The 21,424-nt window shown below is 58.0% G+C and carries 16 protein-coding genes and 1 tRNA gene; 3 read left to right on the top strand and 14 right to left on the bottom strand.

What is annotated here, in order from left to right; translation table 11 throughout:
• The first annotated feature begins 48 nt into the window (after nt 1-48).
• Nucleotides 49-2,520 carry a DNA topoisomerase (ATP-hydrolyzing) subunit B gene (gene gyrB / locus ACM62Q_RS00245; RefSeq protein ID WP_415032959.1) on the top strand — a complete coding sequence of 824 codons (2,472 nt, stop codon included), beginning with the start codon at nt 49-51 and terminating at the stop codon, nt 2,518-2,520.
• 8 nt (nt 2,521-2,528) lie between these two features.
• Here gyrB and ACM62Q_RS00250 read toward each other — a convergent pair whose 3' ends face one another.
• From ACM62Q_RS00250 to ACM62Q_RS00315, 14 genes are all read right to left on the bottom strand, one after another.
• Nucleotides 2,529-3,560, bottom strand: a complete 1,032-nt coding sequence (locus tag ACM62Q_RS00250; RefSeq protein WP_415032960.1) for an asparaginase — start codon at nt 3,558-3,560, stop codon at nt 2,529-2,531.
• A 4-nt stretch (nt 3,561-3,564) separates the two neighbouring features.
• Complete coding sequence (locus tag ACM62Q_RS00255; protein WP_415032961.1) at nt 3,565-4,221, bottom strand: HAD family hydrolase; 657 nt, start codon at nt 4,219-4,221, stop codon at nt 3,565-3,567.
• A gap of 7 nt (nt 4,222-4,228) precedes the next feature.
• Nucleotides 4,229-4,831, bottom strand: a complete 603-nt coding sequence (mobA, locus tag ACM62Q_RS00260; RefSeq protein WP_415032962.1) for a molybdenum cofactor guanylyltransferase MobA — start codon at nt 4,829-4,831, stop codon at nt 4,229-4,231.
• The gene (locus ACM62Q_RS00265) at nt 4,831-5,280 is read right to left on the bottom strand and encodes a DsrE family protein (protein ID WP_415032963.1); all 450 of its coding nucleotides are present in this window, start codon (nt 5,278-5,280) and stop codon (nt 4,831-4,833) included. Before ACM62Q_RS00265 ends, mobA begins: the two co-directional genes overlap by 1 nt.
• Nucleotides 5,222-5,653 carry a glycine cleavage system protein H gene (locus ACM62Q_RS00270; protein WP_415032964.1) on the bottom strand — a complete coding sequence of 144 codons (432 nt, stop codon included), beginning with the start codon at nt 5,651-5,653 and terminating at the stop codon, nt 5,222-5,224. Before ACM62Q_RS00270 ends, ACM62Q_RS00265 begins: the two co-directional genes overlap by 59 nt.
• A gap of 20 nt (nt 5,654-5,673) precedes the next feature.
• A tRNA-Sec gene (locus tag ACM62Q_RS00275) sits at nt 5,674-5,769 on the bottom strand.
• A gap of 3 nt (nt 5,770-5,772) precedes the next feature.
• On the bottom strand, nt 5,773-7,659 hold the full coding sequence (gene selB, locus ACM62Q_RS00280; protein WP_415032965.1) for a selenocysteine-specific translation elongation factor: 1,887 nt from the start codon (nt 7,657-7,659) through the stop codon (nt 5,773-5,775).
• Nucleotides 7,660-7,722: 63 nt separating this feature from the next.
• On the bottom strand, nt 7,723-9,057 hold the full coding sequence (locus ACM62Q_RS00285) for an NAD(P)/FAD-dependent oxidoreductase (RefSeq protein WP_415032966.1): 1,335 nt from the start codon (nt 9,055-9,057) through the stop codon (nt 7,723-7,725).
• Between the two features lie 115 nt (nt 9,058-9,172).
• A complete protein-coding gene (selA, locus tag ACM62Q_RS00290) occupies nt 9,173-10,609 on the bottom strand; it encodes an L-seryl-tRNA(Sec) selenium transferase (RefSeq protein WP_415032967.1) in 1,437 nt (478 codons plus the stop codon).
• A gap of 68 nt (nt 10,610-10,677) precedes the next feature.
• Nucleotides 10,678-11,592 carry a formate dehydrogenase accessory protein FdhE gene (gene fdhE, locus ACM62Q_RS00295; RefSeq protein ID WP_415032968.1) on the bottom strand — a complete coding sequence of 305 codons (915 nt, stop codon included), beginning with the start codon at nt 11,590-11,592 and terminating at the stop codon, nt 10,678-10,680.
• Nucleotides 11,593-11,778: 186 nt separating this feature from the next.
• Nucleotides 11,779-12,399 (bottom strand): formate dehydrogenase subunit gamma, encoded by a 621-nt coding sequence (locus ACM62Q_RS00300; protein WP_415032969.1) that lies wholly within the window; start codon nt 12,397-12,399, stop codon nt 11,779-11,781.
• Entirely contained in the window at nt 12,396-13,301 is a 906-nt protein-coding gene (fdxH, locus tag ACM62Q_RS00305) for a formate dehydrogenase subunit beta (RefSeq protein WP_415032970.1), read from the bottom strand. Before fdxH ends, ACM62Q_RS00300 begins: the two co-directional genes overlap by 4 nt.
• Nucleotides 13,302-13,313: 12 nt before the next feature.
• The gene (fdnG, locus tag ACM62Q_RS00310) at nt 13,314-16,379 is read right to left on the bottom strand and encodes a formate dehydrogenase-N subunit alpha (RefSeq protein ID WP_415032971.1); all 3,066 of its coding nucleotides are present in this window, start codon (nt 16,377-16,379) and stop codon (nt 13,314-13,316) included.
• Nucleotides 16,380-16,573: 194 nt separating this feature from the next.
• Entirely contained in the window at nt 16,574-17,896 is a 1,323-nt protein-coding gene (locus tag ACM62Q_RS00315) for a DEAD/DEAH box helicase (protein ID WP_415032972.1), read from the bottom strand.
• 155 nt (nt 17,897-18,051) lie between these two features.
• On the opposite strand from ACM62Q_RS00315, the gene ACM62Q_RS00320 reads away from it, so the two are divergent.
• Complete coding sequence (locus tag ACM62Q_RS00320) at nt 18,052-19,410, top strand: sigma-54-dependent transcriptional regulator (protein WP_415032973.1); 1,359 nt, start codon at nt 18,052-18,054, stop codon at nt 19,408-19,410.
• Nucleotides 19,386-21,416 carry a cache domain-containing protein gene (locus ACM62Q_RS00325; RefSeq protein ID WP_415032974.1) on the top strand — a complete coding sequence of 677 codons (2,031 nt, stop codon included), beginning with the start codon at nt 19,386-19,388 and terminating at the stop codon, nt 21,414-21,416. Before ACM62Q_RS00320 ends, ACM62Q_RS00325 begins: the two co-directional genes overlap by 25 nt.
• The last annotated feature ends 8 nt before the right edge of the window (nt 21,417-21,424 follow it).

Consider the following 21,424-nt stretch of genomic DNA (forward strand, 5'->3'; position numbering starts at 1 on the left):
AACAAAAATCTGCCTTTATGTTAATGGGTTTTAAAGAAAGTCAGCAGAATGAGTGAAACTAATCTCCCGCAAGATACCGTGCCAGCCTATGGTGAATCTAGTATTCAAATTCTGGAAGGCCTGGAAGCCGTACGCAAGCGCCCAGGAATGTATATTGGTGATACGTCTGACGGCACCGGTTTGCATCATTTAGTGTTTGAAGTCGTGGATAATTCTATTGACGAAGCATTGGCCGGATATTGCGATGAGATTATCGTCACCATTCATCCAGATAATTCAATTTCTGTCATTGACAACGGACGGGGCATTCCAACTGGCGTCAAAATGGATGACAAGCACGAACCCAAGCGTTCTGCTGCTGAAATTGCACTGACAGAATTACACGCTGGAGGAAAATTTAACCAGAATTCCTACAAAGTTTCTGGTGGTTTGCACGGCGTTGGGGTTTCTTGTGTCAATGCATTGTCTAAATTTTTACGTTTGACGATACGTCGTGACGGTAAAAAACATTTCATGGAATTCCAGCGCGGTGTGCCGGTAAATCGTGAAATTAATATTGTCGATGGTGTAGAAGTTTCGCCCTTGAAAATTATTGGTGATGCTGAAAAACGCGGTACCGAGGTACATTTTTTAGCGGATGAAGAAATTTTCAGTCATGTCGAATTTCACTATGAAATTCTTGCCAAGCGCTTGCGCGAGCTTTCTTTCCTGAATAACGGTGTCAGTATCAAATTGGTCGACCAACGTAGCGGCAAGGAAGAATTGTTTGCTTTTGCCGGCGGTGTACAAAGTTTTGTTGAATACATTAATCGCAACAAAAGTGTTTTGCATCCAAACATTTTTTATTCCGCGGGCCAAGCCAAGGTCGCGGATGACATTATGATTGGTGTTGAAGTCGCCATGCAGTGGAATGATACTTACCAGGAACAGGTATTGTGTTTTACCAATAACATTCCGCAATCGGATGGCGGCACGCACCTGACGGGTTTGCGGGCAGCAATGACGCGGGTTATCAATAAATATATTGACGAAAACGAAATTGCCAAGAAAGCCAAGGTTGATATTTCGGGCGATGATATGCGCGAAGGTCTGGCCTGTGTGTTGTCGATCAAAATGCCCGATCCAAAATTTGCTTCACAAACCAAAATGAAATTGGTTTCTTCTGAAGCACGCCCGGCGGTTGAAGAAGTCGTGGCGCAAAAATTGACGGATTTTTTATTGGAACGCCCCGCCGATGCGAAAGTAATCTGCGGAAAGATCGTTGAAGCTTCCCGTGCGCGGGAGGCGGCACGCAAAGCGCGTGAAATGACACGCCGTAAAGGTGTGCTCGATGGCATTGGTCTGCCCGGAAAGCTGGCAGATTGCCAGGAAAAAGATCCCGCGCTTTGTGAAATTTATATTGTCGAGGGCGATTCTGCCGGGGGTTCCGCCAAACAAGGTCGTGACCGTAAATTTCAGGCTATTTTGCCCTTGCGCGGCAAGGTGTTGAACGTAGAAAAAGCACGTTTCGATAAATTGATTTCGTCGGATCAAATCGTTACTTTGATTACGGCATTGGGTACCGGAATTGGTAAGGACGATTTTAATATCGATAAATTACGTTACCATCGTGTCATCATCATGACTGATGCGGACGTTGATGGTGCACACATCCGTACTTTGTTATTAACTTTGCTTTATCGTCAGATGCCGGAATTGATCGAGCGCGGTTACGTTTATATTGCTCAGCCGCCGCTTTACAAGGTTAAACACGGTAAAACAGAGCGTTATTTAAAGGATGATCAGGAATATCATCAGTTTTTGCTCAATATGGCGCTCAATGAAGCCGTTTTAATACCGCAAGCCGGTGAAGCAATCAGCGGTTCAGCCTTAGAAAATCTTGCGCGCAACTGGTTGGCTACGGAGGCAGTGATTGAACGTCTGGCGCATTTGGTGCACCCCGATATTTTGCATGCAGTTGTCCGCCACAATATTGCCATTGATTTAAGTAATGAAGCGGGTGCGCAGCAAAGCGCGGCCGCTTTGTCTTTGCACACACCGCCCGATACGACGGTACGCGTGAAATACGATGATATTCAGGAACGTTGGATCTTGCGCGTCGAGCGTATGCACCACGGTAATCTGAAGATTGGCATGATCGATGAAGATTTGCTCCTCTCCGGAGATTTTCTGCAAATCAAACGTACGGCAGAAACCTTGGTTGATCTTTTTGTTGCAGGCGCAGCGATTCAGCGCGGCGAGAAAAAACAAGCCATCAGCACTTTTGGTGAAGCCATCAAGTGGTTATTTAATGAAGTTGAACGGGGTATTAGCAAGCAACGTTATAAAGGTTTGGGTGAAATGAACCCGGAGCAGCTTTGGGAAACCACCATGGACCCCACGGTGCGTCGCTTATTGCGCGTGCAAATCGATGATGCGATTGCTGCCGATGAAATTTTCACGACCTTGATGGGTGAAAATGTTGAACCACGTCGTGAATTCATTGAAAACAATGCCCTGACGGCACGTATCGATATTTGATGCTGTAATTACTGGGCTGGAGAAATCATTTCTCCAGCCAGATTCAAACTGATCTTCTTCTTCAGTTCGTTGCTGTCTTCTTCACTTGCCAACAAAAAGTTGAGTTTTGCATGGGCAGCTTCCGGTGTGATGTCCGCAAGGGGAATAACGCCCAGCTTCTTCAGTATGCTGCCGGTGGCGTAGGTTTCTTGGGCAACTTGGCCATGCCAGCATTGCGTTGTGTTAACGAGAAAAACCCCTTGTTCCTGGGCTGCCCGTAAACTCTCGATGAGTGCTGAATCAGCATCTGGAACATTACCGCTGCCATAGGTTTGCAAAATGATTGCGCGCAGATTGGGTTCAGCCAGAAGTGCCTTGACGCTGCGGCTGGAAATACCTGGATAGATTGGTAAAACAGCCAGGGCATGTGGCAAGAATCGTGGAATGCAGAAGTTTTGTGGCTTTTCTGACAGAAAATGTTCCACGTGAAACACCTGTTTTCCGGCTTCATCTTGCCTTCCTAAAACCGGGTAGTTGGGTGAAACAAAAGCCACAAAATCCTGTGCACCGATTTTTCGCGCACGGTTGCCGCGCAGCAGCTGCCCGCCAAAGGCAATGCAGACTTCCTTGAGCTGCGGCTGCCTGGCAGCTGTCAAAGCCAAGCGCAGATTGGCCGGAGCATCGGATATTTGCTTGCCACCAGCGTTGCTTAACGGAATTTGTGCGCCGGTAAAAATGATCGGCTTGTCGCAGCCCTGAAACATGAAAGACAAGGCCGCCGCGCTCCACGCTAGGGTATCGGTGCCGTGCAAAATGATGAACCCGGCGTAATCCGTCCAGTGCGCATGCAGATGGGTGGCCATAGCTTGCCAATGCTTGGTTTGCAGATTGGCGCTGTCGATCGGCGGTAGACTGTGAACAGTGATGGGATACTGACGAAATTCAGTGCCGGCAAGAAATCCCTTCAGCCGATCAATGAAATCAGGGTCAGTTTGCAAACCCTGCCTGCCTGGTCGCATACCAATGGTGCCGCCGGTGTGCAGAATGAGCAAAGCTGTCACGGTCTTACGTCGCAAATAATTGATTTAGCAAAATTTCTGGGGTGCTTGCTATCTTCCAGCCGGGCAAAAGTTCGGCGGCGCTCAAACTCCCATAACCCCAGTTTGCAGCGATGAAAGGCAGTGCATTGGCCTGGGCGGCATGGCCATCTTCGGCACGGTCGCCGATATAAACTGCGGCGGTTTTTGGAATGGCGTGGTCTTCGATCAAGCGTGTCAGCAGGGTCGCTTTATCCGGCAGGCGCGGGCTAAATAAATCGAGCGCGTAAACCTGAGAAAAATAATTCTGCCAGCCGAGAAAATCCAGAATCAAACGGCTTGGATAGAGGCGTTTATTGGTTGCAATCGCCAGTGTGCAGCCGGCCGTTTTTAGCGATATAAGCAATTCAGTCACCCCGGCGTAGGCCGTGGTCGCACGATAACCCGTGCTGTCGTAACTTGTTTTGAAGGCCTCGCTCAAGCGATTGATTAGGGCTGGATCAACGCTACCAGAAAGAATTTGCAGGGTTTCTGTCAAGGGCGGACCAATGATATCGGCACTTATGGCGCGTACCGGCGTTAGTGCGCAGGCGGTGAAAGCAGCCTTGAAACTCGCCAAAATGGCCGGGGCAGAATCAATCAAGGTGCCATCGAGATCGAACAGGATATGGGAATAGCGCGGCATGGTGGGTTTAAGCGGAAGGAGCTGCGGCGCTGTGTAGCGCAGCAAGGGTGTTGAAATTGGAAAAATCCTCTGCGCTGGCAGGAAAATCGGCATATGCGCAGCCAGATTCTTCCAGCCAAGTCATAAAACGTCGTTCTCCCCGTGCAAGATAGTGCTCCAGAGCGGGTAAAACACTGCGCCGGCACAAGCAAAAAACCGGATGCACACGCCCTGCCTGGCGTACAACGGCAAGTGGAGCCGCGCTTTCGGAAAGTGCGTTGTGCAGTTGAGCGATCAAATTTTCCGGAAAATAGGGTGAATCGCAGGGTAAAGAAGCAAGATAAGGCGTTTGACAAACCCTCAATGCGGCGTGCAAACCGGCGAGTGGGCCAATGAAACCGGGGAATACATCGCCAATTACCGGGTAAGCAAAAGTCGCATAGTCGGATTGATTACGGTTGGCGTTGATAAAAATCGGGCCGACCTGTTTGCGTATACGCGTCAGAACGTGCGCGATGAGCGGTTCACCGGCGAGTAGCTGCAAACCCTTATCGGCACCTGCCATGCGCCGGGCAAGGCCGCCTGCCAGAATGACGGCGCTGGTTTGGCTCAGGCGCTCAGCCGGCGTCATTAATACACCAAGGTGCGCCAGGCGGGATCCAGACTGCGCGCCACAAAAGCTGTCGCCCCGGCACTTTTGACCTCGGCACGCAGGCTGTCATTGGCTCCCAGCCATGCTGCCTGCGCCATGCTGCAGGCAAAAAAATGCACACCGGCAGCGTGGGCTTCGTCGAGCCAGGCCGCCAAAGATTTTTCCTGCCCGGGGTGGGGCCAGCAGTTGTGTGCGATGTTTTGGCACAGATAACGTACCGCAGGCCCGGCGAAATGAATTTCGACCTCGGCATCGAGTGCGCGTGCCGCCAGCGCATGCACGAGCGGTGTCAACACCGCTTCAGGATGCTCTGGCCTAACGCCATGAACTAAAAAGGCCAGACTTACAGAGGAGGGGGCACTGAGGATTTCAGACAAAGCGTGCCTCTGGGTCCAGATGCAAAATATGCTTACGATAGGCTGGCGCATCGAGCAATAAAGCGCTCTCCTGCTCCCAGGCGCTTGCTTTTACCTGGGCCATCCAGCCTTTGCCGTATGGATCGAGATTGATGTGCGCTGGGTGCTCTTCCGCATCGTCGTTACCTTGCAACAAGATAAAGGAGATTGGCGCATGGACGGCCAACACCGTTTTTCGGCATTCGATCGTCCCCATGCCTCGCCCCCGTAGCACCTTTGCATTTCGGGGTTTGCTGGTAAAAGCAATCACCTCACCCGCCAAATGCACACCAAAAGCACTCGCCCCGATGTGCAGCACATCCCCGCCTAATTTTCGCAGCCACATATCGTGTGCTGGATCGTAGAGGCAATCATCAGGAATTGCGCCGAAAAAAGGGGTAGGCATGGGTTTGTCGTGTGAAAAATTGGCGGAAGAGAGCAGGAGTCGAACCTACCCAAGCCTGTCTGACAGGCCCTGCCGGTTTTGAAGACCGGCCGTCCCACCGGGGAACGATCTCTTCCGTTTCATAACTCTGGCGTGCCGAACTGCTCGGGATCGCCGCGTAATACATGGGTGTCGCGCACGCGGCGAGTGTAGCCGATGCGGTCGAAGAATTCGAGGATGTGTATGGCAACCTTGCGCCCGCCGCCGATGATATCGCGCAAATGAGCGGCACGGGCGTGGCCGTGTTGCGCGTTGAGGCGGGCGACGTGATGCGCCAATTCGGCAACGGCCGGGGCGCTGAAAAAATGATCCTGCGCGACTGGCCAAAGCGTACCGTGGCGGGCCAGGCGTTTGCACAGGGCGCGTACATTGGCTTCGGCCAGGCCGCTGCTGCGGGCGAGTTCGCGCACGCGAGGCGGATTATGGGTTTGCGCGCTAAAAAGTGGGGCGATAACTTGCCATTGGGCGTGGTCAGCGGCAGCCAGTTCGATGCGGTGCTCGGGTAAATGCAACCAGGCTCCGCTCTGGGCGATTTTGGCGTGGCTGAGTTGTTCGTGCAGCAGGGCATTGAAAGCGCTGCGGGCGAGCGTGGGCAGGGTCAAGCGGCGCAGGCGTTCGCGCTCGACGCCGGGGAGGTCGGGGGCGCGCTCGTGTTCTGCGGCCAAGGCCTTGAGTAAGCGCTCACGCAGGGCCTGCCAGTTGCCGGCAGCAAAGGCCGTGTCATCGATGACTTGTAAGCCTAGGCGTTGACAGAGTGTGGCGAGGGTTTCTCTCGGTAAATTGCGCTGGCGAGCGTAGCTGGCCAGATCGATGCCGGCACTTTGTTGCTCGGCGGCGAGTTGCAGGGCTGCGCCAGGATCGGGCTCTGCGAGGGCGGCGAGTAGGGCAAGCCGGGCGGGACTGGCTTTGCGCCGGCTGGGTGGCGCGGTGTCGAGTACGATACCGCCGGCCAGGGTATGACGGGCGCTGGCATCGCGCAGAATGAAACGGTCACCATTCAAGGCGCCGATGTCGCGCTCCAGATAAAGCTGTGCCCAATGGCTGCTGCCGGGCGAAATGATGTCTGCGCCGAGCAAGGCGAGGCGGGCGGGTACGTCTTCGGCCCCCAGGTGTAGATGCACCTGGGTCCAATGTTTGAGGGGAGCCTCACCGGGGCGCACATGAAGTTTGGCATCCAGACGGCGGGTCGGCAGGTGGAGTTGCGGGTCGAGTGCCCATTGCCCACGACGCACCTCGGCCTTGTCGATACCGGCCAGCGCGATGGCGATACGTTGGCCGGCCTGGCCGCTTTCGGCAATTTGATCCTGCACCCGCAGACTGCGTACGCGTGCGCTGTGTGCGCCGGGCGAGAGGCGTAGTACGTCGCCAATACGCACCTGCCCGGAAAAAGCCGTGCCGGTGACCACAGTGCCAGCGCCGGGCAGGCTGAACGCACGATCGATCGCCAGACGAAAACCGCCGTGGGTATTGGCTTTTTGTGTCTTGGCGGCGGCCGCTGTCAGATGTGCGTACAAGGCCGCGATGCCCTCGTTATGTGGCGCAGCAACGGGAAAAATAGGGGCATCGGCCAGACGGGTTGTGGCGAGCAAGCGGCGAATTTCTTCGTGAACGCTGTGTAAACGTTCCGGCGTGACGCTATCGATCTTGCTCAAGGCAATGGCAGCGCGCGGGATGTCGAGCAGCTCGAGAATGTGCAGGTGCTCACGGGTTTGCGGCATGGGGCCGTCATCGGCAGCAATGACCAGCAAGGCGAAATCGATGCCGGTAATGCCGGCCAACATGTTGTGCACCAGTTTTTCGTGGCCGGGCACATCGATAAAGCCAAAGCTCGGTGTGTAGGCATAACCCAGATCGAGCGTCATGCCGCGCCGTTTTTCTTCAGCAAAGCGATCGCAATCGACCCCGCTCAAGGCTTTGACGAGGGTGGTTTTACCGTGGTCGATGTGGCCGGCTGTACCGATGATCATGGCGTGCCTTGTCATTGCTAGGTTGTGCCTGGCCTGGTGTACCAGGCACAGCGCGGGGGTGAATTAAGCAAACATGTCTTCGTTCATGCGTGCAAACCATTGAAAATCTTCCGTCACCAGCTCGCTGCGGCGCAGATTGTCATCGTCTTGATCTTGAACGATCTGGCCTTTGTCATTGACCCAGTAAAGGAAGCGTACGGCAATGGCTTCGCGCGGCTGGGTATTGACCAGCATGAAACACAGATTGTCGGGGAGCGCATATTTCGGTTCGCGCCCCTTGACCTTTTCGCTGATGTATTTTGCCACGATGCGCCCGTGGGCATTGGCGACATGGCCGGCTTTGGGGTAGAAGCGGAAAAGGGGCGACACCACGCCCACCGCATCGCCGATCACATACACATCCGGATCGTTTTTGACGTTAAGGAAAAAGGGATCGACCTCGGCCCAATCGCCGGGTTTGCCGTCCGCATTACGGCCGATGACGCCTGCTTTCCAGGCCATATCGCCGGCCTGGTGCGGGGCCATCAAAATAGAATGGTCGAAGCGGAAATCGCCGGCGCTCGTTTTGATGCGCTTGTTGTAGGGATCGACTTCGCTGATTTGTGCTTTTGGCACATAGGTGATCTGATCTTTATAAAGATTTTCAAAGACCTCTTGATAACCGCCGGTAATCGGTGCCGGGCTGGGTTTGGGGTCGAGGATAGTGATTTTTCCTTTGATGCCGCGTTGTTTGAACAATCCGGCAATGAGACAGGCGCGCTCGTAAGGCGAGGGCGGGCAGCGATGTGGTGGCGGCGGCAAGGTCATGACCAGATCGCCCCCTTTGAAGTTTTGAATGCTTTCTTTCAGGCGAAAATGCTCGGCGCTGGGAATGTAGGCGGCAGGGAAGAGGGCGCGCGTGTATTCGGCGGTTTTACGGTCGTTGCCGAACCAGGTTTCGTAGTTGTAGCGAATACCGGCGGCAATGATCAGATAGTCGTAATCCAGCCAGCCCTGGGCGGTGATCACGCGCTTTTGGTCGCGTTCGATGGCGCTGACTTCGGTCTGGATATAGTGGTAGCCGTGTTTTTGTGCAACTTCGAGGTAGCTGAAGCTGAGAAATTGCGTATCCACCACGTCGACCAGCCATTTATTACTCATCGGGCAGGAGAAAAATACCGGGTTGCGCTCCAGTAGAACCACTTCCAGCTCAGGATCGTTGCGCCGTAAGTGTTTGGCAGCGGAAATCCCGCCCCAGCCGCCACCACAAATGACCACGCGCTTGGCCTTGGTTTTTGGCAGCAAAGGCGAGGACTGCAGGTTGATGAGAAAGGGCAGGGGTTGCGTCGGCTGTGCCAAAACGCTGCCGGCGCTGAGTGCGGCGGCGGCGCCAAGAAATTGTCGGCGTTTGAAACTCATGACTACGGACTCCAAAAAAACCACCCGGGCGTGCAGTGCCCGGATTTACAGGGTGACGGCAGCTTGCCGCCGGGGGCCGGGAATGACGGGCGGTACGCGGGCCGCCACGCGATGGTCATAGCCGGGGAAACTGTTGCGTCAAGGCGGAAAGCTGCGCCACGAAGGCAGCTTCGTCCTGCGCCTCCAGGCAGCGCAGATCGAGTCGATAGGCGTCTTCGCGGATGCTGCCCAAGACCGGTTGAGGCAGGCTGCGAAACGCGCTTTCCAGAGCGTGCAATGCCCGCCCGCTTTTGCGTCCGTTTTTATATTCGTTAGGGCGCAACACGAGCGCATGAGAGGGCAGACGCTCGACAGGCAGCGCGCCGCTGCCGATCTGGCTGTTGCAGGGCTCGATGCGGACATCGACCGTTGTGCCGAGGGCATTTTGCAACACGGGCAAAAGCCGTGCCGCCTGGGCCGCGATGGTGGCCTCGCTACGGGTGAGCAAGCGCAATGTGGGCAGGCGCTGGCACAAGCGTTCGGGGTCGCGGTACAGGCGCAAAGTGGCCTCTAGTGCCGCCAGGGTGGTTTTGCCGACGCGCAGGGCGCGTTTGAGCGGATTTTTCTTGATTTTGGTGATCAAGTCGCGGCGGCCAACGATCAAACCGGCCTGCGGGCCGCCGAGCAGTTTGTCGCCGGAAAAGGTCACGATGTCGGCACCCGCCGCCAGCGCTTGTTGCGGGGTGGGTTCAGCGGGCAGGCCGAGGGCGGCAAAATCGGCGAGCGTGCCGCTGCCCAGGTCGACTAGGCAAGGCAGGTTTGCCGCATGGGCAATCGCCGCCACCTCGGCCTCGCTGACACTTTTGGTGAAGCCGGTAACGGCGTAATTGCTGGTGTGCACCTTCATCAGCAGGGCGGTTTTGGGGCCGATGGCCTCACGGTAGTCGGCGGCGTGGCTGCGGTTGGTGGTGCCGATTTCGACAAGCTTGACCTGGGCGCGGCGCATTACGTCGGGAATACGGAAAGCGCCGCCAATTTCCACCAGTTCGCCGCGCGAAACGATGGCTTCCTTGCCTTGCGCGAGGGCGTTCAAAGCGAGCAAAACGGCCGCTGCATTGTTGTTGACCACCGTGGCGGAAATTTCCGGATTGCCCTTTGCGACGAGTTCGCAGAGCAGATTGGAAACCAGATCGTCGCGGTCGCCGCGCCCGCCGTTGGTCAAATCGTATTCCAGCGCGCAGGGGGCGCGGGCGGCGGCCACCATGTGGGCAATCGCTTCTTCAGCCAATAAAGCGCGTCCGAGATTGGTGTGCAAAACGGTGCCGGTGAGATTGAATACCGGGCGTAAATTGGCGCGGGCGGCCTGCGCGCAACGTTCTTCGATGTTGGCGAGCAGCTGCCCCATTTCTGGTAGAGGCAAGCCGTGGCGCGCACCTTCGCGGGCCGCAGCAAGTTCTGCCCGGGTGGCGGCGGTGACACTTTGGCGGCCGTGCACTTCAATCGCAGCAGGCAAGGCTTGTAATAACTGATCGACGGCCGGCAAATGCAGGGGAGAGTGGGTTGGTTTGTGCATGGCTTTCACCCGGACCGGGCAGAAAGATTAAGAAAGGGTTGGTATGGGCGCTAAATTTTCAACGCTGTTCAACAGTCATTTGCGCCGCGATGGGCACCGATCAAGAAAAGATTGGGGCCGTTACGTTGGTAGCCGGCTTCGTCGAGCAGCATGTCGAGGGCGAGGCTGGCGAGGTCGTCAGCCACGGGGTCGACCTGTGGGTCTTTTTCTTGATACATGATTTTCAGGTAACTCATGCAGGCATCGCAGGTTTCGGCGCGGATGCTGTCTTTTTGGCCTTCCAGCTGATGCAGGGCGATCTCCTTGTCGCCTGAACAGGCGCTGCAGGTCGCGCGCGGCACGTTCCATTCGCTGTTACACAAGCTGCAATGCAGGTAGCGCAGGTTGTTGATGTTGCCCAGGCGTACCACACTGGCCACGGCCGGGCTGCCGCAACAGGGACAAAGCGCCGGGGCGTCGAGTTTTTGCAGTTGGCGGTGGTCGAGATGGGCCGCCATGCCGGTATAGACGACTTGCAGGGCGGCGGCAATGAAGGGGAGTTGGGCAGTTTGTGCGGCGCTGATTTCGCCGTCGAGCAAAACATTGGCCAAATTTTCGAGCTGCGCATCGTCCGCCGCGCGCAACTCTGTCAGGGCCGTACTGGCCGCAGCGGGCAGAGGGGTTTTTTCCAGCTGCCCGATGAGTTGGCGCAAGGCGTCGCGCCACAGCGCAGGGCGCGCGTTCAGGTCGAACAGCGGCATACCGTGGGTATGGGCGCGTTCGAGTGTTTGCGTATCGAGCGAAGGAAAGTGCTCGAGGGCGTGCAGAACCTCGTGTTGTGCTTGCGTCAGTTGGCCAAGAAATTGCAGCCAGTGGCTTAAGCTGTGCGCACAGGCAAGATGCTCAAAACGCGCGGCGCGCACCGCAAAGATGTCCGCCGACGGCAGAATGAAAAGGGGTGCTTCTTCGGTCGGTGCTTGAAAATTGATCGTTTGGGTGTGCATGAATGGTGTCTCGGGTTTTCCTTGGTTTTTGTTTGTTTGAGATGCAAGAGGTCCGGCGTGGTCTGGCGTGAATACCCCGGCCTGAAGGCCGGGGTTTCATTTATTGCGATGCGGCAGGGGAGATAAATCCCCGCCAAATTTTGTCATGCTTACAGGCCGGAAGACCGGTAAGCAATCCCTAGTGCGTTACTTACCGGTGGCCTGCCGATACCAGCCACGGTGATGCTGTTTTGCCCAGGCGCGGGTCACCGTGCCGTACCACATGGCGCGGATGGTGCCCTTGACCCAGATGGCGGCATAGACGTGCACCATGATCAAGGCAATCATCACGGCGGCGGCAGCAGCATGGACCACGGCCCCCAGGCGTGCAAGGTCGATCGGCAGGGTGAACCAGGCGCGCCAGATGGCGATACCGGAGAAGGCAATCAACAACATGCAGACAGCCAACGCCCAAAACAGCATTTTCTGCCCGCCGTTGTATTTACCCTGTTCCGGCATGTTGTGGTCGTCACCGTCCACCATTTCTCCGACGCGGGCCAGCCATTCCTTATCCGCAGGCGTCATTACGTTGAGCGCGCGGAAACGGAAAAACATGGCGACGAAGGAGAGAGCCATCAGCGCCCCCAGGTAGGGGTGCAGGATGCGCGTCCACACCGGCCCGCCGAAGAGTTGCGTTAGCGGGTAGAACGCCGGGTGGAAGAAGGCCAGACCGGAGAGTGCGAGCAAAATGAAGCTGATGCCCACGACCCAATGATTGGCCCGCTCAGACGCCGTGTAACGTTTGAGGTCTTTCGGATCGCGGATCATTTTGCTTCCTCCTTCTCGATTTCGTCCTCACGTTCGATTTCGTCCTCGGTTTCCTTGGACACCTCGTTCGGCCCTTTGGTGACATAGTGGAACAGGCTGCCCAGCGCCACACCGGCGAGCGCCAGGGTGGCGAGTGGTTTGGCAAAGCCTTTCCACAGCGCCACCATCGGGCTGATCGACGGGTTGGCCGGTAAGCCCGCGTAGAGATCCGGTTTGTCGGCGTGGTGCAGTACGTACATGACGTGCGTGCCGCCGACACCTTGCGGATCGTACAGGCCGGCCTGCTCGAAACCGCGTTCCTTCAAGTCGGCGACGCGGCTTGCCGCGTAGGTTTTCATTTCCTCCTTGGCACCGAACTGAATCGCTCCGGTCGGGCAGGCCTTGACGCAGGCTGGGGCCTGATTCACGGCGACCCGGTCGGAGCACATGGTGCACTTATAGGCCTTGCTGTCTTCTTTCGACAGGCGCGGCACGTTGAAGGGGCAGCCGGTAACGCAATAGCCGCAGCCGATGCAGTTTTCCTGATGGAAATCGACGATGCCGTTGCTGTACTGGATGATGGCGCCGGGAGCCGGGCAGGCTTTCAGGCAGCCCGGATCGGCGCAGTGCATGCAGCCATCCTTGCGGATCAGCCATTCGAGCGCATTGTTCTGCTCGACTTCGCTGTAGCGCATGACAGTCCAGGATTTGGCCGACAAATCCATGGGGTTGTCGTACACCCCGTGGCAGTTGCCGACTTCATCGCGAATGTCGTTCCACTCCGAACAGGCCACCTGACAGGCTTTGCAGCCGATGCAGGCGGACACGTCGATGAGCTTGGCGATTTCCATCGTCTGCCGCACCTGCGTAGACGGCGTGGTGGTGGCGGAACGCTGCTTGATGTCTAGTGATTGTAGTGCCATGACCGTTCCCCCTTACGCTTTCTCGATGTTGACCAGAAACGCCTTGTATTCCGGCGTTTGCGTGTTGGCATCGCCCACCGACGGGGTCAGGGTATTGGTGATGAAACCGGGTTTGGTTGCCCCCTTGAAACCGTAGTGGATGGGAATGCCGACGGTGTGTACCTTCTTACCGTCCACATCGAGTGCTTTGATGCGCTTGGTGACGACTGCCACAGCCTTGATATAGCCCCGGTTGGAGCGCACCTTGACCTTGTCGCCAGCCTTGATGCCTTTTTCCTTGGCCAGCGCCTCGCCGATTTCCACGAACTGCTCCGGCTGCATGATCGCGTTGATCCTGCTTTGCTTGGTCCAGTAGTGGAAGTGTTCGGTCAGGCGGTAGGTGGTGGCAACGTAGGGGAAATCCTGCGCCGTGCCAAAGGCTTCCATGTCGCCCTTATAGACCCGCGCGGCCGGGTTGGATTTGGCCTTGGGGTTGTCGGGGTGCATGGGATTGCGTTCCAGCGGCGATTCGAAAGGTTCGTAATGCTCCGGGAACGGGCCTTCGTTCATCAGGCCGAGGGAGAACAGGCGTCCCACCCCTTCGCCGGTCATGATGAAGGGCATGACCTGCTGATCCGGCGCAGCGTCCGGGCGCATGTCGGGCACGTCGTTGCCGCCCCACTTGTCGCCCAGCCATTTGATGCCGGCGCGGCTGGCATCCCAGGGCTTGCCACTGAGGTCGGCGGAGGCGCGGTTGTAGAGAATGCGCCGGTTCACCGGCCAGGCAAAGCCCCAGTTCATGGTCTGACCCAAGCCGGACGGATCGCTGTTGTCGCGCCGTGCCGAGTTGTTGCCGGCTGGTGACCACACGCCGCAGTAGATCCAGTTGCCGCAGGTGGTCGAGCCGTCGTCGCGCAGGAGGGCGAAACTGGGCATCTGCTCGCCGGCTTTGAGCAAGACCTTGCTCGGATCTTTGGGATCGGTGAGATCGCTCAGCGCCTTGCCGTTGTATTCCATCATCAATTCTTCGGCGCTGGGCTTGTGCGGGATGCGATAGGCCCAGGTGAGCTTGCTGATGGGTTCGGCAAAAGCGCCGCCTTCCTTGGCGTACAGCGCCTTCAGCTGAAGGAACAGGGTGGCCATGATCTCGGTGTCGTCCTTGGCTTCGCCCGGGCTGTCGCCGCCCTTCCAGCGCCATTGGATAACGCGTCCGGAGTTGGTGAAGCTGCCGTTGGTTTCGGCAAAAAGCGAGGTCGGCAGGCGGAAGACTTCGGTCTGGATTTCTTCCGTTTTAACGTCGTTATACTCGCCGTGCGCTTTCCAGAACTCCGAGGTGTCCGTGGCCAGCGGATCCATGACGACCATCCACTTGAGCTTGCTCAGAGCATCCGACACCTTTTTCTTGTTGGCGACGGAAGCCAGCGGATTGAAGCCCTGGCAGAGGAAGCCGGTGATCTTGCCTTGATACATCTGTTCGAAGATCGAGAGTACGTCCGAATCGCCGGAAAGTTTCGGCATGTAGTCGTAAGCAAAGCCGTTGTCGGCGGTGGCGGCATCGCCCCACCAGGCTTTGTGCAGACTGACGTACCACTTCGAGAGATGCTGGCCGTAGTTCATCTGGCCGGGGCGTAGAAGCTTTGGCGTTTTCTTTTCGATGAAGGTTTTCAGATCCGGCTCGGCATCGGTCGGGACGGCCAGATAGCCGGGCAGATTTTGCGCGTAAAGCGCAAAGTCGGTGATGCCTTGCACGTTGGCGTGACCGCGCAGCGCGTTGATACCGCCGCCGGCGCGTCCCATGTTGCCCAGCAGGAGCTGAATGATGGCCATGCAGCGGATGTTCTGCGAGCCCACGGAGTGTTCCGTCCAACCCAGTGCATAAAGGTTGGTCATCACCTTGTCCGGCGCGGCCATGGCGGCGATGTACTCGCACACCTTGAGGAAGGCCTCCTGGGGCGTGCCGCAGATCTTGCTCACCATCTCCGGGGTATAGCGGGAATAGTGCGCTTTCAGAAGCTGGAAGGCGCAGCGCGGGTCTTGCAGGGTTTCGTCGACTTTGACGAAGCCGTCTTCGCCCATCTGGTAGGTCCAGGTGGATTTGTTGTAGTTGCGTTTTTCCTCGTTGTAGCCGGAGAAAATCCCAGCGTCGAAGCTGAATGCTTCGTTGATCAGGAAAGAGGCATTGGTGTAATGCTTGACGTATTCGTGGTGGATTTTGTCGTTGGTGAGCAGGTAGTTGATAACGCCACCCAAGAAGGTGATGTCGCTACCTGAGCGCAGCGGCGCGTAATAATCGGCCACCGAGGCAGTGCGGTTGAAACGCGGATCGACCACGACCAATTTGGCCTTGCGGTTTTTCTTCGCTTCGATCGCCCATTTGAAGCCGCAGGGATGTGCTTCGGCCGGGTTGCCGCCCATGACGAATACCAAATCAGCGTTCTTGATGTCCACCCAGTGGTTGGTCATCGAACCACGCCCAAAACTCGGAGCCAGACTGGCCACCGTGGGAGCGTGTCAAATGCGCGCCTGGGTATCGATCGAGGTCATGCCCAACGCGCGAATCGTTTTCACGGTCAGGTAACCGGCCTCGTTGGGGGCTGCGGATGAGGCAAGAAATGCGGAACTGGTCCAGCGATTGACGGTAACGCCGGCGTCGTTTTTGGCTACGAAATTGGCGTCGCGGTCGGCCTTCATGTGGCGGGCGATGCGGCTGAAGGCCTCATCCCAGGAAATGCGCTTCCATTCCTTGCTGCCGGCCTCGCGTACCTGCGGAAAATGCAGGCGGTTGTCGCTCTGGATCATGTCGCGCAGACCGGCACCCTTGGGGCACAGACTGCCGCGATTGACCGGGTTGTCCGGGTCGCCTTCGATGTGGATGATGTCTGAGCGCACATTTTTGGATTTGTCGCCGCTCGAGTAGATGAGCACGCCGCAGGACACCGAGCAATAAGGACAGATATTGCGCGTTTCCGTAGCGCGGGCGAGCTTGAAGCTACGCACTTCTGCCAGCGCTGCGGTGGGAGAAAAACCCATCAGTGCGATGGATGATCCCCCGAGTCCGGCGGAGCAGACCTTGAAGAACTGCCGCCTATTCATATTCATTCTATTTTTCCTCCGTGTGTGCAGCCTGTTGCTGCTGCAAAAATTCAGCAACGATCATGCCAGTACAGATAAGCCGTTGAAGGAAAAGTAATGGGGGTTGAATTGGAGTCTCGGGGTTGAGACAAAATGTCGCAATTCATTGCGACAAGGACAAAATGTCGCAGCGCGTTGAGCCGCCCGCTGTGCACTGCCGATCAGCGCCCGCGTCCGCCGCCTTTGCGTGGGCTGCCGGTGGGTGTGGCGTGCCGTGCACCGGGGCGGGCGGGGCTGCGGCTGGGGGCAAATTCATCGACCCAGTTGCTGCGTCCGCTGATTTTGTTTGCCCGCGCCAGGTTTTTTCCGGCGTGCGTGCGTGCTGGTATGCCGGGGGCGGTGGGTGGAACGCGATGTTGCGGCTCGAACCCGGGTTCTTCGTCGCGGGCAAGCGGTTTTTGCAGCAGTTGTTCGATTGCCGCGAGGCGCGGCGCTTCATCGGCGCAGACCAGTGATACCGCTTCGCCGGTCAGCCCGGCGCGGCCAGTGCGTCCGATGCGGTGGATGTAATCTGCCGCTTGATCCGGTAAATCGTAATTGACGACTAAGGGCAGAGCGTTGATGTCCAGACCGCGCGCGGCAAGGTCGGTGGCGATCAAAATATCCACTTCGCCGGCCTTGAAAGCCGCCAGTGCGGCCTGGCGCTCGGCCTGCGTGCGCTCGCCATGCAGGGTGGCAGCGCTGATACCGAGTTCATGCAAACGTGCCAGCAAGGCCTCGCAGCTTTGGCGGGTGCGCACGAAGAGCAGAATTTGCTGCCAGTTTCGGTCGCGGCGCATGAAGAGAAAAAGGGCGGTTTTTTTCTTTTTATCGACTGGTACCACCCATTGCCGAATCGCCGGCACACTCTTCGGGCGCGGGCTGGCCTCGATGCGCAGGGGTTTGCGCAAGCGCCGACTGGCGAGCGTATTGATTTCCGGCGCAAAGGTGGCGGAAAAAAGCAGGGTTTGCCGTGTGCTGGGCAAGGCCTGGAAAATCACCTCGAGATCGGCGGCAAAGCCTAAATCCAGCATACGGTCGGCTTCGTCCAGCACCAGCGTCGTCACCGCGCGTAAACTTAGCGCCCCCCGGGTAAACAGGTCGAGCAGGCGGCCCGGTGTGGCGACCAGAATATCGACTCCGGCGGCCAGGCGCTGGATCTGCGGTGCCGTGTTGACGCCGCCGTACGCCGCATACACCGAACAGTCCAAAGCGGCAGCGTAACGCTTGCAGGCGGCCATGACCTGCTCGGCGAGTTCGCGTGTTGGCACCAGAATCAGCACCTGCACCCCCGGGGCGTCGGGCACTGTGGTGCTGAATTTTTGCAGCAGCGGCAAGGCGAAGGCGGCGGTTTTTCCGGTTCCAGTCGGTGCGGCGGCCAACACATCGCGCCCGGCGAGAATGGCCGGGATGGCCTGCTTTTGAACAGGCGTCGGCTGGAGGTAGGCGAGCGCCTCCAAGGTGCTGAGCAAGGGCGGCCTCAGGCCAAGGGCAGAAAATGTCATGGGGAGTGGGGAAACGCGGCAAAAACGAGTGAAAGTGAATGAAAATATGGGTTCAATGGCGGCATTTTAACGGCTTGCCAGCGCAGCGTTCGTTCAGGGGGCATTGCCCGACAGCGGGCAAGCTTGCGATGATGTGGCCAATGCGGAGCAAACACATGGATCACCCCCTTCAGGCCGAAGCGACGACAGGAGCTGCGGATTACACGATTCTGGTCGTCGATGACGAGCCGGGCATGGTCAGTTTTTTGCAGCGGGCGTTGGCGCGCCAGTATGGGCAAGTGGATGGCGCGGGCAGTGTGGAGGCCGCGCAGCCCTTGCTGCAGCGCCAACACTATGATTTGGTGGTGCTCGACATTGCCTTGCCGGGGCGTTCCGGGATCGATTGGCTCCATGAATTGCGCGCCGAGGGCTTTGCCGGTGACGTGATTCTGATAACCGCTTACGCCGATCTGGATACGGCGATCAACGCGCTGCGCGCCGGCGCGGCGGATTTTCTGCTCAAACCGTTTTCTGTCGCGCAAATGCTCAATGCCGTGTCGCGCACGGTCGAGCGTTCTGGCCTGCGCCGGGAAAACTACGTGCTGCGCCGTGAAATTGCCGTGCGCGGCGAGATCCCCGAAGGCATCATTTGCCAGTCAGACGCCATGCACGCGGTGTGCGAGCGCTTACGTCGCATTGCCCCGAGCCAAGCCACGGTGCTGCTCACGGGGGAATCCGGTACGGGCAAGGAAATCGCTGCCCGTGCCTTGCATCGGATGAGCACGCGCCAGAATGGCCCCTTCGTGCCGATCAACTGCGCAGCGTTTGGCGGCGAGTTGATCGAGTCGGAATTGTTCGGTCACGTCAAAGGCGCGTTCACCGGCGCGCAGCAGGCGCGCGAGGGGCTGTTTTATTACGCGCGCGGCGGCACTTTGTTTCTCGATGAAATTTCCGAATTGCCGCTGGCGGCGCAGGCCAAGCTTTTGCGCGTGCTGGAGGAGCGGCGTGTGCGTCCGGTGGGCTCGGAGCAGGAAATCGCCGTTGATCTGCGTGTGCTCGCCGCGACCAACCGCGACCTACGCGCGGAAGTTGCCGCCGGGCGCTTTCGGCAGGATTTGTACTATCGCTTGCAGGTGATCGAAGTGCACCTGCCGCCCTTGCGCGAACGTCCGGACGATGTCGTGCTTTTGGCAGAACACTTCAATCAACTGTTGGCGCAAACCTTGAACGTGCCGCCGCTGTTACTCGATACGCGCGCTTTGGCGCAGCTGGCAGCGGGCGATTGGCCGGGCAATGTGCGCGAATTGCGCAATTTGCTGGAGCGCTCGCTGATTCTTGGTTGGCTCGATCTGCCGCAGACCGGCGAAGCCGTCACAAGCAAGACGGGTAGTGCGGAGAGCCTGGAAGCGGTGGAAAAACGCCACATTCTCGACATGCTCGCCAGCTGTCACGGCAATAAATCTGAAGCGGCCCGCCGTCTGGGCGTATCGCGCAAAACCCTGGAGCGCAAGTGCGCGGCCTGGGGCAGTGTGTGAAAAATACGGCGGCGAAAACTCCGGTCGCTTCGCCGATTCGCCGGCGCTTGATCGGCCTTGCACTCTGGCCTTTGGGCCTGATTTTGCCGATTTTGTTGTTTGCTCTGAGCCACTGGGGTAACGCCTACGTCGAGCGCTTGCTGATTGCCAAGGTCGGCACGGAGTTGGGGGTGGCAGAAGTGCATTTTGCCAAGACACGCAGCGAAATGAGCGATGCGCTAACGGGGCTGGCGGCCTCCTGGCGTTTGGCGCAACGCCTGGAAATGCCGGGGGATGGACTGAAAACCTGGTTGGCGCAGGAAAAAACCCATTTGGCGCTGGATTTTTTGCATTTCATTCCCCTTAACCATTGCCCGGCCCCGCCCTTGCCAACGGCGTGTTTCGGTGAGTGGCCGGTGATCGAAGCGGCGCGTAATGGACAGAGCGGGCATGCGCTCGAAGTGTTTTCAACGCAGACTTTGGCGGCGTTTGATCCGGCTTTGGCAGCGCGCGCTCACATTCCCTTGCTGCCCACCGCCAATGCCGCTCCTGACAGCCGCCGCGCCGAAGCGCGCGGGCTGGTGATCCATGCCGCCGCCCCGGTGTATGACGCTGCCGGCGTACTGCGTGGCGTGCTGGCCGGTGGTGTTTTGCTCAACGGCAATCTCGCCTATATCGACCATTTGAATGCGGCGGTCTATCCGGAAGGCGATTCGCCTTTCGAAAGCCCGGGTACGGCCACCTTGTTTCTTGGCGATGTGCGCATTGCCACCAATGTGCGCCTCTTTGCCGGGGAGCGTGCGATCGGCACGCGGGTGTCGAAAGAGGTGCGCGAGCAGGTGCTCGTGGGCGGACAAACCTGGCGGGACCGTGCCTTTGTTGTGCGCGATTGGTATTACTCGGCCTATCGCCCGCTGACGGACAGCCGGGGCGAGCGGGTCGGCATGCTTTACGTCGGTTTTCTCGAAGCCCCTTTTGCCGCCGCCAAACGCACCGCCTGGGTGGCCTTGGCGCTGTTTTTCCTGCTTGCCATGGGGCTGGCGGCGGTGCTGGCGATTTTCTGGGCACGGCGTATCTCAGGCCCCATCGAGCGTATGCACACCACCATGCACGCCTTGGAGCAAGGTGAGAGTGGCTCGCGCGTCGGGCCTTTGTCGAGCGCTGATGAATTGGGCGATCTGGCGCGTCATTTCGATCAACTGCTCGACACCCAGGCCGCGCATACGCGCATGCTGGAAGCGCGCAGCGCCGATCTGGATCAACAGGTGGCGGCGCGCACCGGCGAATTGCAACAGGCGCTGGCCGATTTGCACGCCGCCCAGCGCAGCCTCATCCACAACGAAAAAATGGCCGCCATCGGCCAGCTGACGGCGGGGGTGGCGCACGAAATCAATAATCCGGTGGCCGTCATTCAGGGCAATCTCGAATTGGCGCGCGAGGTGCTGGGAGAAGCCGGGGCTCCGGTCAAAGAGGAATTCCATCTGATCTTGCAACAGGTGCAGCGCATCCGTCTGATTGTCACCAAGCTTTTGCAATTTGCGCGCCCGCAGGAATATGTCGGCTATCTGGAGCCGGTCGATGCCGGGCAGCTGATTCACGACTGCCTGCTGCTGGTTGGTCATCACCTGAAAAAAGGCAATATCGCCATTGCCCAGGAAATCAATTCAAAGCGCAGCGTGCACGGCAATAAAAGCGAATTGCAGCAGGTCTTGATCAACTTGCTGGTCAATGCCATCGAAGCCATGCCCGAAGGCGGTTTGTTGCAACTTTCGATCGACGATTGGGATAGCGCCGACATGCCCATCGGCATCCGCCTGCGGGTGAGCGATAGCGGCCCGGGCATCGCCGCCAGCGAACGCGAACGCTTGTTTCAGCCCTTCCACACCGCGCACAAAACCGGCGGCCACGGTTTGGGCCTCTGGGTCAGCCAAACCCTGCTCGAACGCTACGATGCCCGCATCACGCTGGATGACAGCCCGCAAGGGGCTTGTTTCAGCATGTGGCTGCGCTGCGAGGTGTTGGGTTGAGAGACTGG

It is taken from the genome of Azonexus sp., from assembly GCF_047638095.1.
Classification (GTDB): Bacteria; Pseudomonadota; Gammaproteobacteria; order Burkholderiales; family Rhodocyclaceae; genus Azonexus.